Raw genomic sequence first — 12164 nt, forward strand, 5'->3', positions numbered from 1 at the left:
ACGGGTTTTTTGTTTGGCGCAATCAGGTAAACAGCTTTCTCGCGCGTTCTGTTGTAAAATAAAAAATGAATGGAGGAGTTGCAAATGAAGCCAGTGATTGGAATTTCAGGAAATCGACTTGTAAAAGGAGTCGACGTATTTTACGGACATCGTGTCACCTATACGCAGCAGCGCTATATAGACGCGATTCAACAAGTAGGCGGCTTGCCGCTTGTCATCCCGATTGATAATCCAGCAAGTGCAGAGCAGTTCTTAAGTCTTGTCGACGGGCTTCTTCTGACTGGCGGTCAGGACATCTCGCCACATTTTTATGCACAGGAGCCCAGTCCGGCAATCGGTGTGTATTCCCCGCCGAGAGAAGAATTTGAAGTCAGCCTGATTCGGGCAGCGATTGCCCATAACAAGCCGATTTTCGCAATTTGCCGAGGCATGCAGATCCTCAACGTCGCACTTGGAGGCACCCTTTATCAAGATATATCAGAGGTTGAGACACCGCTAGTCCAGCATTTGCAGCGTGTAGATGAACAGCTAGGCTCCCATACGATTGATATTCAGCCGGATAGCCAGCTTGCCACTATTTCCGGAACGAAAAAATTAGTCAACAGCCTGCATCATCAATTTTTACGAGAGCTGGCAGATCCGCTTCAAGTCACAGCCAGAAGTAAGGACGGCATGATTGAGGCCGTTGAAACACCGAATATGGAGCCGTGGATTTTAGGCGTACAATGGCATCCTGAACTGATGTACAGTCAAGATAAAGAAAGTGAAGCTTTGTTTGCCTTGCTAGTAGAAGAAGCGAAAAAACATAAAGAATAACCCGACAGCGTGTTTTATACACACTGTCTTTTAAAAACAAAGCTTTTCTTAAAAATCTCCTTGAAAAAGCTTAAAATAATCCCTCTATAATGAAAAAAAGACTGATTTCATGGAGGGAAAGAAAAGAGATGAAGAAAGTGCTGATAATTGGTATTGCCCTTGTGACGATTTTTTGCATCTATGTACTCATCGTAGCTGGCTTTATGGTTTACGGAGCCAAGCAACCAGCAACAACCGAGCCCGATACCATCCTAGTGCTTGGCGCAAAAGTAGATAAACACGCGCCAAAACCAAGCAAAACGCTAAAAGCTCGACTGGATGCTGCCTATCGTTATCACCAGAGCCACCCCGATACGATCATCATTACAAGCGGCGGGCAAGGGGAAAATGAATATGCAGCAGAGGCTGATGTGATGAAACAATACTTGGTAAAAAAAGGCGTCCCGGAAAACAAAATCAAAACAGAGTCTAAGTCGACCCGGACCGAAGAAAACCTGCGTTTCTCGAAAGAAAAATATACACTCGGGAATACCGTCATCGTCACAAGCAATTATCATCTTTATCGCGCCCTTTTTCTCGCTGAACAAGAAGGCATCCAGGCGACCGGAGTTCCTGCCAAGTCCTACTCATTTAAAGGCTATCTTCGCGAGGTGCTTTCAATCAGTTACGCATGGGTTTTTGACCGCTAACGGCAGATAACCTTTGGAAAGCTTTGCAATTACTGCTACAATAAAAGTAATGCGAAAAAGTGTTTCAAAGGAAGCGGGTGAAAGCATGAAGATCATTCAAAAAGCAACTGTCAAACAAGTGTTAACGGAGCGCAGCAAAGAAGAACTGCTGATCTACTACGCCAAACAAAAACGGCTGCTAGAACAAGAGAGTGACCAGCTCCACTTTGAAAAAAAGAAAGTCGAACGAAAAAATAAATTTCAATCTGAGCAGGTCGGTGCCTATTTTGATCGTGAAATCGACCTGCGCCATGAAAAAATCAAACTGGTCGACTTTCAAATCGAACAGCTGGAGACACTTCCGCTTGGCAGTGAAATCAAGGAACGAGACATCGAGACATTAATCGAAATAAATGTTGGTGATGCATGGGATGAATCCCTTTTTCAAAAAACGATCGTTGTAAGAGACGGTACGATAATCGAGATACGCTAGAGGTGACTTATGGAAAAAATGTTTAATGTTGGAAAAATAGTGAATACACATGGCTTGATGGGAGAAGTGCGCGTTATTTCCCGAACGGATTTTGCAGAAGAGCGCTATCAAAAAGGAAGTAAACTCTATCTGTTTCGGAAAGAGGCGACAACCCCCGAAGAACTAATCATCAAAAGTCACCGCAAACATAAAAATTTTGATTTGCTGACATTTGAAGGCTTTACCAATATCAACCAAGTCGAAAATATGAAAGAAGGCCTGCTCAAAGTCAAAGAATCCGAACTGGGCGAGCTGGAAGAAAATGCCTTTTACTATCATGAAATTATTGGTTGCGCGGTCTACACGACAGATGGCACGCTTATCGGTAAAATCACTGAAATTCTTTCCCCAGGTGCCAATGATGTCTGGGTGGTCAAACCTGAAAAAGGCAAAGAAATCTATCTGCCATACATAGAAGACGTTGTCAAAGAAGTCGATCCGGCGGAAAGCCGCGTTGTGATCGAACTGGTGGAGGGATTACTGGACTGATGCAAATCGACATTTTGACCCTGTTTCCTGACATGTTCAGCGGGGTAACCGGTTCATCCATCATAAAAAAAGCCATTGAAAAAGAGCTAGTCCAGGTTCAGGTAACCGATTTCCGAGCCTATGCAGAGGGCAAACATCAAGTTGTCGACGACTATCCTTATGGCGGCGGGGCAGGGATGCTACTTAAAGCACAGCCGCTTTTTGATGCTGTCGAGGCGGTGAAGCAAGCCGAAAAACAGCCGCGTGTCATTCTGATGGATCCGGCGGGACGGCCTTTCAATCAGGCGCTGGCAGAAGAATTTGCCGAAGAAGAGCAGCTGATTTTCATCTGTGGGCATTACGAAGGCTATGACGAACGAATCCGCACGTCGCTTGTGACCGATGAAGTCTCAATCGGGGACTACATTTTGACAGGCGGTGAAATTGGTGCCATGGCGATGATGGACAGTGTGATCCGCCTTTTGCCCGGTGCACTCGGCAATCAGGAATCCGCTGTCACCGACTCATTTTCCACCGGACTTTTGGAGCATCCGCATTATACGCGTCCCAGCGAGTTTCGCGGCATGAAAGTTCCAGACGTTCTCCTAAGCGGAAATCATGCCAAAATTGCCGAATGGCGCCACGAGGAATCGCTCAAACGGACTTTCCAGCGACGGCCAGACCTTTTGGAAAGCTATCCGCTTACCGAGAAAGACCGTGCCCTCATTAGCGACTGGCAGAAGGAGGGCGCCCATGATGATCCCCTGGAATAGACTCATTTCAAGTTACGGAACAGCCGAAGAAATCCCCGACTTGTTAAAACAGGCGAATGCTGACAGCCTCAAAAGAATTGCCGAACTGATTGAGCATCAGGAAACTTTCTGGCAGGCGACCCCGTGGACCGTGCAGGCGCTCGTTCGGCAGTTTGACAACTGGCAAAATCGGGAACAAATTTACCAGTTGTTCTCCGTTTTTGCTGAAATCATTTACTGCCATACCCGCATGTGGGACATTGCCTATCTGTCCGCGCCTGAAAAACTCCTTGCAGAAACTCGGCTCTTACCAGAAAACAGTACGGCCGCAGAGCAGGAGCAGTTTTGGGAAGACGATGAAATCAGTGAGGCCGAATTTGGCAGCTATTATTACTACACATTTCAGGAGATGCGGTATTTGATACCAACGGCTCTTCAAAACCAGCCGAAAAACAAGCAGGAAGAGGTAGCAGCAAAGCTTTTTCTTGAAAGCATTAACCCGGGAATAATTCCGGCGACCTGCATCCTTTATCCCGAACAAACAGGCGGCAGAAAGTCGTTACCTGATCTGACAACAGGCAGCTACCGGCCACATCTAAAATTATTTGAAGATGAAACGCTTTATGGCATCCAGCTTTTCAGCGAAGAAACGCCCGTCTTTGAGGCGGAATTCCAAGTCGAATTGACCTGCCTTTATCGCGACCGTCTGGATTATACGCCGCTTACAGAAGCAAGAAAAGGGTATCTATATGAAGGGGCTAACCGAATCGGCGAGCTTTATTTTGAACCCGTATTCGTCCAGTCCACAGATGAAAAGGATGTGTGAAAAATGGCTATTTTTGGTTCCAATAATGAAGAGAAGGAAGTGCGCGATCGTGACCGCGAGGAATATTTAGCAGAAAAGAATAATCAGAAGCGGATCGGTCAAAAATGGCAGGATGTGCAGGTTTCAACTGGGCCCATCAATGTCAATCATGATGTCTTGACTGTTGTTTTCGCCAAAAGTGTCCGACCTAAAATTGAAAGCGAAGATGAAACCATACTTTCCACAAATGGCTTTGAAAATCTGCTTCAAGAATTGCAGAAAAAAGCACTCGACGCCGGGGGAAACGGCCTGATCCACTGCCATTTCACCGAACAATTTATTGAAAATCGTGTGTACCAGCTGGCATACGGAACGGCCGTCAATATTAAAATTACACGCTTCTAAAAAAATCGATGAAAACCAGTTAAAAGGTTTTCATCGATTTTTTTGCATGCTGCGGGCCTGATCGAGCGCATCCAGCAAAGCCGTTTCCGGATTGTCGAGCAGCCGTCCATGTCCAGTAGCAAGCAGTGTAGGCTGATAGGAAAGGATCTTTTGGACAGAAGCAATCGATGTTTCGAGATCCCATGAGCCCATCTTTGGAAACGGAAAACGCCAATTCGGTACCCCACAAATCGTCAGCCCGCCTCGAGTCTGGAGCAGATCCCCGACAAACAGATGTCCGTTGCGTTCATCATACAGCGAGATCGATCCCGGCGTATGACCCGGCGTTTCAATCACAATCAATGAACCAATCATGTCGCCGTCTTTTAACAAGCGGTCAGGTCTGACTGGTAGCCCCATTTTAGGAAAGCTGCCCCTAACAGGCTGCTGTGCTTCAAAAGCGAACAAGTCTTTCTGCTTAAAAAGTTTGACTTCCCGTTTGGAAATGGCCACCTCTGCATCTGGAAACGCCAGAAGAATCTCTTTCAAACCGCCAACGTGATCACTATGACCATGCGTCAAAATGATATGTGTCAAATTCGCACCCGTTTTTTTGATTTCCTCCACGATCCCTTTACCCGAGCGCCCAATCCCCGTATCGATCAGAGTCAAACGATCATCTTCCGGGATTAGATAGGCATTGATAGGGAAAAAGAGCGGAAAAGTAGTCAGCTGCCAAAGTTTTTGCTGCCGAACGATTTTCATGAAGTCGCCTCCTTTACGCCTATATGATACCCGATTCCCTTCAAAATATCCCTTTAAAAAGAATCAAGAAAAAAACTTTACACCAAAACGGCATTGTGGTAATCTATATTAGTGGCTGGACAAATCCAGCCTGATAACGATATTCCGCTGCGCAGCAAGACTCGCGCATGAGTGTTTGTTGGAAGGAGAGAACAAGATGAATAAATTAATTGAAGAAATCACAAAAGATCAATTAAAATCTGATATCCCAAGCTTCCGCCCAGGTGATACAGTGCGCGTACATGCGAAAGTAGTCGAAGGTACACGTGAACGTATCCAGCTTTTCGAAGGCGTTGTTATCAAACGTCGCGGAGCAGGAATCAGCGAAACTTTCACTGTTCGTAAAATTTCTTACGGTGTAGGTGTGGAACGTACTTTCCCAGTACATACTCCACGTATTGCTAAACTTGAAGTGATTCGTCGCGGTAAAGTTCGTCGTGCGAAACTTTACTACCTGCGTAATCTTCGCGGTAAAGCAGCTCGTATCAAAGAAATTCGTTAATTCTACTGGACAAAGGGTACTCGGTCTCGGGTATCCTTTTTCTATGTGAATCACAGAATTTCAATTTGACACCCGAAAAAACTTATGCTATAGTAATAAAGGTTATTAAACAAGAAAGAAGGAGCAGCCCGCTTCTCGCCTCGTTAACGAATTGTTTTCAGGCCAAAAATTCGAAATGTATCGCATGAAGATGTGATTTTGAATGTGCGGGTTGCCATGTGCAGCCCGTATTTTTTTGCCTTAACCGGTAAAAGAGTTGCTTTTCTCTTGTTAGCCAAAAATTGATGGAGGTGGCTCACCATTAGCAAAGACATGTTGGTAAACGATGGGATTCGTGCACGTGAAGTAAGATTGATCGATCAACACGGTGAACAATTAGGTGTGAAAAGTAAATTTGACGCCTTAGGTATTGCTGAAAAGGCTAATCTTGATCTAGTGCTTGTTGCTCCGAATGCAAAACCGCCAGTAGCCCGTATCATGGACTACGGTAAATACCGCTTCGAACAACAGAAAAAAGAAAAAGAAGCCCGCAAAAACCAAAAAGTCATCGTGATGAAAGAAGTTCGACTCAGTCCAACGATTGACGAACACGATTTTAACACGAAGCTACGTAATGCACGCAAGTTTCTTGAAAAAGGCGATAAAGTCAAATGTTCGATTCGCTTTAAAGGACGTGCTATTACCCATAAAGATATCGGTCAGAAGGTGCTCGACCGCTTTGCTTCTGAGTGCAAAGACTTAAGCACGATTGAACAAAGACCAAAAATGGACGGACGTTCTATGTTCCTAGTCCTTGCACCACTTCAAGAAAAGTAAAGTTTTGAGGAGGAAACATTCATGCCAAAAATGAAAACCCACCGCGGTTCCGCTAAACGTTTCAAAAGAACAGGATCTGGTAAATTAAAACGTAGACACGGCTACACAAGCCATATGTTTGCAAACAAATCACAGAAACAAAAACGTAAATTGCGTAAATCTGCAATGGTATCGGCCGGCGATTTCAAACGTATCCGCCAAATGGTCGCTAAAATGAAATAATCAAAAATACTAAATGGAAAAATTCTAGGAGGTTGACATTATGCCACGCGTAAAAGGCGGAACAGTAACTCGCAAACGTCGGAAAAAGGTCATCAAATTAGCCAAAGGATATTATGGCTCTAAACATACATTATTTAAAGTAGCAAACCAAGCGGTAATGAAATCTTACCAATATGCTTACAGAGATCGTCGTCAGAAAAAACGTGATTTCCGTAAACTTTGGATTGCACGTATCAACGCAGCAGCTCGTTTGAACGATCTTTCTTACAGCAAATTGATGCACGGCTTGAAACTTGCAGGAATTGACATTAACCGTAAAATGCTTGCAGATCTAGCTGTCAATGATGCAGCTGCTTTCACAACACTTGCAGATGTAGCAAAAAAAGAACTAGCTAAATAAAACTGCAAAAACCGCCTTTTCTGGTAATCAGGAAAAGCGGTTTTTTTTATGGGAAAATTTTCGCCTGATAGGAAGGATTTTCTAAATAAAAGGCGAATAATAAATTAAAGGTTAATCGTGAGCTCAACTGGACAATGATCCGATCCCAGCACATCAGCATGGATTTTAGCCGCTTCAAGCTTAGGCTCCAACCGATTTGAGACAACAAAATAGTCGATCCGCCATCCTGTATTTCGCGCCCGAGCATTGCCACGATATGACCACCAGGAATAGGCCTCTTCAAGAGTCGGATAAAAATAACGAAAACTATCTGTAAAACCAGCTGCAAGCCACTCAGTGAATTTCCCACGTTCCTCGTCTGTAAAGCCAGCATTTTTACGATTGGTGCGCGGGTTTTTCAAATCAATCTCCTGATGCGCTACATTCAAGTCGCCACAAACAATGACAGGCTTCTGTTGATCCAGCGCTTTTAAATGTACAAGAAAAGCCTCTTCCCACGTCATCCGGTAAGGAAGTCGTTTTAATTCGCTTTGTGAGTTTGGCGTATACACCGTAACCAGATAGAAATCATCGAATTCTAGTGTAATGACCCGTCCTTCTTGATCATGTTCAGGCATGTCCAGCCCATATTGAACATGGAGCGGCTCTTTTTTTGTAAAGACTGCTGTTCCAGAATAGCCTTTTTTGACCGCATAATTCCAGTAAGCATAATAACCATCTGTCGGCAAGTCAATTTGTCCTTCCTGCAGTTTTGTCTCCTGCAAGCAAAAAATATCTGCATCAGCTGCATCAAAATAATCAATAAAGCCCTTTTTAACAGCAGCTCGAAGTCCGTTCACATTCCAAGAAATAAGTTTCATTCTCTTCACCCTTTCAATTTGATAGAATGATATTATTATACCTTAAAGAAAGCACCACCTAATACTAACTCGATCGAGGTGACGAAATGAAATACATTATTTTCTTACGTGCAATCAATGTTGGCGGCAGAAACAAGCTATCAATGGCAGAACTTAAAACGGTGCTCACAAATAACGGTTATCAGCAAGTAGAGACGTATTTGCAGACAGGCAATCTTTGTCTGACGGCTTCAACACCCGATGCCCTCAGTCGTTTAAAACCAATCTTATTTGAAGCGTTTCGATTAAATCTAGATTTAATCATATATCCATTCGACCATTTTGCCGAGCTTGTCTCAAAGAATCCCTACAAAGATTATAATGCAGAAAAGGAAACCGTTATGCTGCTACTTACGAATGAGCATCTCGCTACCGAAACCACTGAAAGTAATCAGGCTGTTCTGACGCTGATGGATGAAGTGGTTTTCGTTAAGTACCATACAAAAGCTACCCATCAAGTCAATCTTCAGCCGCTTTTAAAAACAAAGCTACAACAGCCATACACAGCAAGAAACATCACGACCATTCAAAAACTTCTTGATAAGTGGCAGGATTAACAATGGTTTTTTTGAAAAAAGGGGACTATAATAAGGGAGAGAAAGATTAAAAGGAGTGTTACAAGATGAGAGAAGAACTAATCAAGCGCTTCACTACATACGTTCAAGTAGAAACGCAATCAAACGAAGACAGCACGACCTGCCCAACAACTGAAGGTCAGCTAGAACTAGGAAAGCTGTTAGTCAATGAATTAAAAGAAATCGGCATGGACGACGTGACTGTAGATGAAAACGGTTATGTAATGGCTACTTTACCAGCGAATACTGAAAAGACTGTACCGGTAATTGGTTTTCTAGCTCATTTAGATACAGCGACAGACTTGACTGGTAAAAATGTAAAACCACAAATCCATGAGAACTATGACGGCAAAGAGATTATTTTAAACAAAGAATTGGATATCGTCTTGTCACCTGAACAATTCCCAGAACTTAGCGGGTATAAAGGTCAAACGTTGATTACAACGGACGGAACGACACTTCTAGGCGCAGATGATAAATCTGGTATCACAGAAATCATGGTAGCCATGAACTACCTGATTCAGCATCCTGAAATCAAACATGGCAAAATCCGTGTTGCATTTACACCAGATGAAGAAATCGGCCGCGGCCCAGCAAAATTTGATGTCAAAGCTTTTGGCGCTGATTATGCATATACAATGGACGGCGGACCAGTAGGCGAGCTTGAATATGAAAGCTTTAATGCGGCAGCTGCCAAATTATATTTCAAAGGAAACAATGTTCATCCAGGAACAGCTAAAGGAAAAATGGTCAGTGCAATCAAAATGGCAATGGCCTTCAATGATAAGCTGCCTAAAGAAGAAGCACCTGAATTTACAGAGGGTTACGAAGGTTTCTATCATCTGTTATCCTTAGAAGGCGACGTAGAAGCAGCAAAATCCTACTATATCATTCGTGACTTTGACCGTGATGCCTTTGAAACAAGAAAGAAAAAAGTAGAAGAAATCACGAAGGACTTACAAGCACAATTTGGTGAAGAACGCATTCGCTTAGAACTAAATGATCAGTATTATAATATGCGTGAAAAAATTGAGCCAGTAAAAGAAATTGTCGATATCGCCTATGAAGCAATGAAATCCCTTGATATTGAACCAGACATTAAACCAATTCGTGGCGGTACAGATGGTTCCCAATTATCCTTTATGGGATTGCCAACACCAAACATTTTTGCCGGTGGAGAAAATATGCATGGTAAATTTGAATATGTAGCAGTAGAAAGTATGGAAATGGCGACAAAAGTACTTATTGAAGTTGTAAAAGGATTTGAAGCACGCGCCTGAACCAGTCAAAATTAAAAGAGGCGGAATCGCTCCGCCTCTTTTTTGTATCTAAACGTCAGAAAGTCGCGCATTTATTTCCGCAACAAATTCTTTAGCTTGTCCATTTTCAACGATTAATTGAAACACCGCTCCGTCTTCAAGTGTTAATTTTACTTGCTTCGTCATGGCCAGTAAATTAGCCTTTTGTGAAATAGCACGAATCTGCCTATAAGAAAACCTTTTTTCAAGCAGCAACTCTGTACTTTCGCTAAATAAAATCAATTCATCCCGTGTAGCAATCCACAGCCCGCGTATATCAGTTGGCTGACCATCGAGCGGATAAACAAAAGAACCAAATAGCAAAATTGTCTGTGCATCCAGCAGAGAGTGATCAATCGCCTTGGCAATCGAACTTTGATAAGTAATCATATATTCAAGCCTCCGACAAATAAGATAAACCTACTATATCATATTTTCAGCAGGATAAAGAGCGATTCGGTCACTCGAAAGATGCACAATTTTTACAGGTTTTTCATAAAAATCGGCTAAAGTCTGCTCAGTTAACAGACTTTTGGTTGCTCCCTAGGCAAAAATTCGTCCGTTTCGGAGGAGCAGGGTTTTTTTGAAGCTGGGGGATATCTCTTCTGAGTGGTGTGCGACAAAAATGATGGAAGGGGCCTCTTCTTTTTGGGCAAGCTGTTCAATTTTATACAATAATGATTCTCGAGCAAATAGATCAAGTCCATTACAAGGTTCATCCAAAATCAAAATGCGGGGTTTTGCCATCAATGCTCGTGCAATTAAGACGATTTGCCTTTCTCCTTGAGACAAGATTTGATAAGACTTACCAATAAGATTCTTACCACCAGCCTCTGTCAGTACTTGTTTAGCCAGATTCCATTCGTCAGATGTAGGCGAAATGTAGAGACCGATACTGGCATATTTTCCGCTGAGAACAATTTTTTCACTCGTATCACTATTTTTTAATTGCTGTTCCAGCGCTTTACTGACCCAGCCGATTGATTTAGGTAATTCTGGTAAAGCTGTCTGTCCGAAAGTCTCACCTAGAACGGAAATCCGTCCTTTTGAAGGCCAAATATATCCATTTAAAAGTTGAAGGAGAGTGGTTTTTCCGGAGCCATTGAGTCCTAACAATGCCCAATGTTCCCCGGTGTTTACTTTCCAGTTGATATTTGATAAGATCGTTGCATTTTTACGTTCATAAGAAACCTGTGAAAATTCAAACACGGATTCGACCTACTTTCATATGAAGTTTCTTTCATTTTACATAATTATCAGAAAAAAAGAAATATAAAGGAGAGAAAAAATATGTTATCAGAGGAACAAGTACTTCAAAAAGCAGCGTGTTGGATGGAAGAGCATTTTAAAAGTGACCAGACTGGCCATGCGTTTGATCATTTAAAACGTGTAGTGGCACTAAGTAAAAAAATCAGTAAAGAAGAAGGCGGCGACTTATTTACGATTCAATTAGGGGCTTGGCTACATGATTATGCAGATGCTAAGTTAACACAAAATCAACAAACCGCAAAAACAAAAATGAGAGAGTGGCTAAAAAAAGAAGGTTTAGCAATTGAAAAAGTAGAAGAAATCCTGCGGCTAACAGAAGCTGTATCCTACCGAAATGGTAACAACCCAATAAAGGCCATCACTTTGGAAGAACAAATTGTCCAAGATGCCGACCGTCTTGATGCAATAGGGGCAGTTGGTGTCGTTCGAACTTTTATATATGGCTCTTCGAAAGGAAAGGCTTTGTTCGATCGTCAAGAGACAGATTCAGTCATTCAACATTTTGATGATAAGCTATTTCGATTAAAGGATAAAATGAATACAGTAACCGGCAAAAAATTGGCAGAATCACGGCATCAATTTATGCAAAGATTTATTTCGCAATTAGGAAAAGAATTAGAAGAGGGAAGTTGATTATTTTCCTTGCATCTTTTCAAATAAAGTTATATAATATAAAAGCTCTCATAAAGAGCGTGTTAAGTAATTTTAAACTTTTGAAAAAAAGTTTAAAAAACGCTTGACTGTAACTCTTAATAATGGTATTATAAATGAGTTGCAGTAAGCGACTATGACCTTTGAAAACTGAACAAAACGAAGATGAAAAAGCGATGAGACATTATGTTTCACCATTAATTCATAAGGCAGGAAATGAAGAATCATTTCCAAATCAATAACTAGTTTTTAAGCTAGCAAAGTCAATTATGACGCACAGGAGCTTATTCACGGTGTTGAATA

At 42.3% G+C, this 12164-nt stretch carries 17 protein-coding genes, 1 pseudogene and 1 other annotated feature; of the genes and pseudogenes, 14 read left to right on the forward strand and 4 right to left on the reverse strand.

The window, feature by feature from the left end:
- The first annotated feature begins 84 nt into the window (after positions 1-84).
- The 7 genes from CS921_RS12365 to CS921_RS12395 all read left to right on the forward strand — a co-directional run bounded on the left by CS921_RS12365 (position 85) and on the right by CS921_RS12395 (position 4446).
- The gene (locus CS921_RS12365) at positions 85-816 is read left to right on the forward strand and encodes a gamma-glutamyl-gamma-aminobutyrate hydrolase family protein (protein WP_099224335.1); all 732 of its coding nucleotides are present in this window, start codon (positions 85-87) and stop codon (positions 814-816) included.
- Positions 817-944: 128 nt separating this feature from the next.
- Entirely contained in the window at positions 945-1505 is a 561-nt protein-coding gene (locus CS921_RS12370; RefSeq protein ID WP_099224337.1) for a YdcF family protein, read from the forward strand.
- A gap of 85 nt (positions 1506-1590) precedes the next feature.
- Positions 1591-1977, forward strand: a complete 387-nt coding sequence (locus CS921_RS12375; RefSeq protein ID WP_099224339.1) for a YlqD family protein — start codon at positions 1591-1593, stop codon at positions 1975-1977.
- A gap of 9 nt (positions 1978-1986) precedes the next feature.
- Positions 1987-2505, forward strand: a complete 519-nt coding sequence (gene rimM / locus CS921_RS12380) for a ribosome maturation factor RimM (RefSeq protein ID WP_099224341.1) — start codon at positions 1987-1989, stop codon at positions 2503-2505.
- The gene (trmD, locus tag CS921_RS12385; protein WP_099224343.1) at positions 2505-3257 is read left to right on the forward strand and encodes a tRNA (guanosine(37)-N1)-methyltransferase TrmD; all 753 of its coding nucleotides are present in this window, start codon (positions 2505-2507) and stop codon (positions 3255-3257) included. Before rimM ends, trmD begins: the two co-directional genes overlap by 1 nt.
- Entirely contained in the window at positions 3238-4062 is an 825-nt protein-coding gene (locus CS921_RS12390) for a hypothetical protein (RefSeq protein ID WP_099224345.1), read from the forward strand. Before trmD ends, CS921_RS12390 begins: the two co-directional genes overlap by 20 nt.
- Positions 4063-4065: 3 nt before the next feature.
- Positions 4066-4446, forward strand: coding sequence for a hypothetical protein (locus CS921_RS12395; RefSeq protein ID WP_099224350.1), 381 nt, complete (start codon positions 4066-4068; stop codon positions 4444-4446).
- Positions 4447-4476: 30 nt separating this feature from the next.
- Here CS921_RS12395 and CS921_RS12400 read toward each other — a convergent pair whose 3' ends face one another.
- Entirely contained in the window at positions 4477-5190 is a 714-nt protein-coding gene (locus CS921_RS12400; protein ID WP_099224355.1) for an MBL fold metallo-hydrolase, read from the reverse strand.
- A gap of 196 nt (positions 5191-5386) precedes the next feature.
- On the opposite strand from CS921_RS12400, the gene rplS reads away from it, so the two are divergent.
- The 4 genes from rplS to rplT all read left to right on the forward strand — a co-directional run bounded on the left by rplS (position 5387) and on the right by rplT (position 7169).
- Complete coding sequence (rplS, locus tag CS921_RS12405) at positions 5387-5731, forward strand: 50S ribosomal protein L19 (RefSeq protein ID WP_099224359.1); 345 nt, start codon at positions 5387-5389, stop codon at positions 5729-5731.
- Positions 5732-5840: 109 nt separating this feature from the next.
- Positions 5841-5974: a sequence feature (ribosomal protein L20 leader region), on the forward strand.
- Between the two features lie 57 nt (positions 5975-6031).
- Positions 6032-6547 carry a translation initiation factor IF-3 gene (gene infC, locus CS921_RS12410; RefSeq protein WP_099224362.1) on the forward strand — a complete coding sequence of 172 codons (516 nt, stop codon included), beginning with the start codon at positions 6032-6034 and terminating at the stop codon, positions 6545-6547.
- A gap of 21 nt (positions 6548-6568) precedes the next feature.
- On the forward strand, positions 6569-6769 hold the full coding sequence (rpmI, locus tag CS921_RS12415) for a 50S ribosomal protein L35 (RefSeq protein ID WP_099224365.1): 201 nt from the start codon (positions 6569-6571) through the stop codon (positions 6767-6769).
- A 40-nt stretch (positions 6770-6809) separates the two neighbouring features.
- Positions 6810-7169, forward strand: a complete 360-nt coding sequence (gene rplT / locus CS921_RS12420) for a 50S ribosomal protein L20 (protein WP_099224367.1) — start codon at positions 6810-6812, stop codon at positions 7167-7169.
- A gap of 104 nt (positions 7170-7273) precedes the next feature.
- Here the strand turns inward: rplT and CS921_RS12425 are convergent, their stop codons facing one another.
- Positions 7274-8029 (reverse strand): exodeoxyribonuclease III, encoded by a 756-nt coding sequence (locus tag CS921_RS12425; RefSeq protein WP_099224369.1) that lies wholly within the window; start codon positions 8027-8029, stop codon positions 7274-7276.
- Between the two features lie 86 nt (positions 8030-8115).
- Between CS921_RS12425 and CS921_RS12430 the strand changes: the two genes are divergently transcribed.
- Positions 8116-8625 carry a DUF1697 domain-containing protein gene (locus CS921_RS12430; RefSeq protein ID WP_099224371.1) on the forward strand — a complete coding sequence of 170 codons (510 nt, stop codon included), beginning with the start codon at positions 8116-8118 and terminating at the stop codon, positions 8623-8625.
- A gap of 65 nt (positions 8626-8690) precedes the next feature.
- Positions 8691-9923, forward strand: a complete 1233-nt coding sequence (pepT, locus tag CS921_RS12435; RefSeq protein ID WP_099224373.1) for a peptidase T — start codon at positions 8691-8693, stop codon at positions 9921-9923.
- A 48-nt stretch (positions 9924-9971) separates the two neighbouring features.
- Here the strand turns inward: pepT and CS921_RS12440 are convergent, their stop codons facing one another.
- Together CS921_RS12440 and CS921_RS12445 are read right to left on the reverse strand one after the other, a co-directional pair.
- The gene (locus CS921_RS12440) at positions 9972-10331 is read right to left on the reverse strand and encodes a hypothetical protein (protein WP_099224375.1); all 360 of its coding nucleotides are present in this window, start codon (positions 10329-10331) and stop codon (positions 9972-9974) included.
- Between the two features lie 33 nt (positions 10332-10364).
- A pseudogene (locus tag CS921_RS12445) lies at positions 10365-11150 on the reverse strand (ABC transporter ATP-binding protein).
- Positions 11151-11231: 81 nt separating this feature from the next.
- Between CS921_RS12445 and CS921_RS12450 the strand changes: the two are divergent.
- Positions 11232-11843, forward strand: coding sequence for an HD domain-containing protein (locus CS921_RS12450; protein WP_099224377.1), 612 nt, complete (start codon positions 11232-11234; stop codon positions 11841-11843).
- Positions 11844-12164: the final 321 nt, after the last annotated feature.

The organism is Listeria costaricensis (genome assembly GCF_900183385.1).
In the GTDB taxonomy this organism is placed as follows: domain Bacteria; phylum Bacillota; class Bacilli; order Lactobacillales; family Listeriaceae; genus Listeria; species Listeria costaricensis.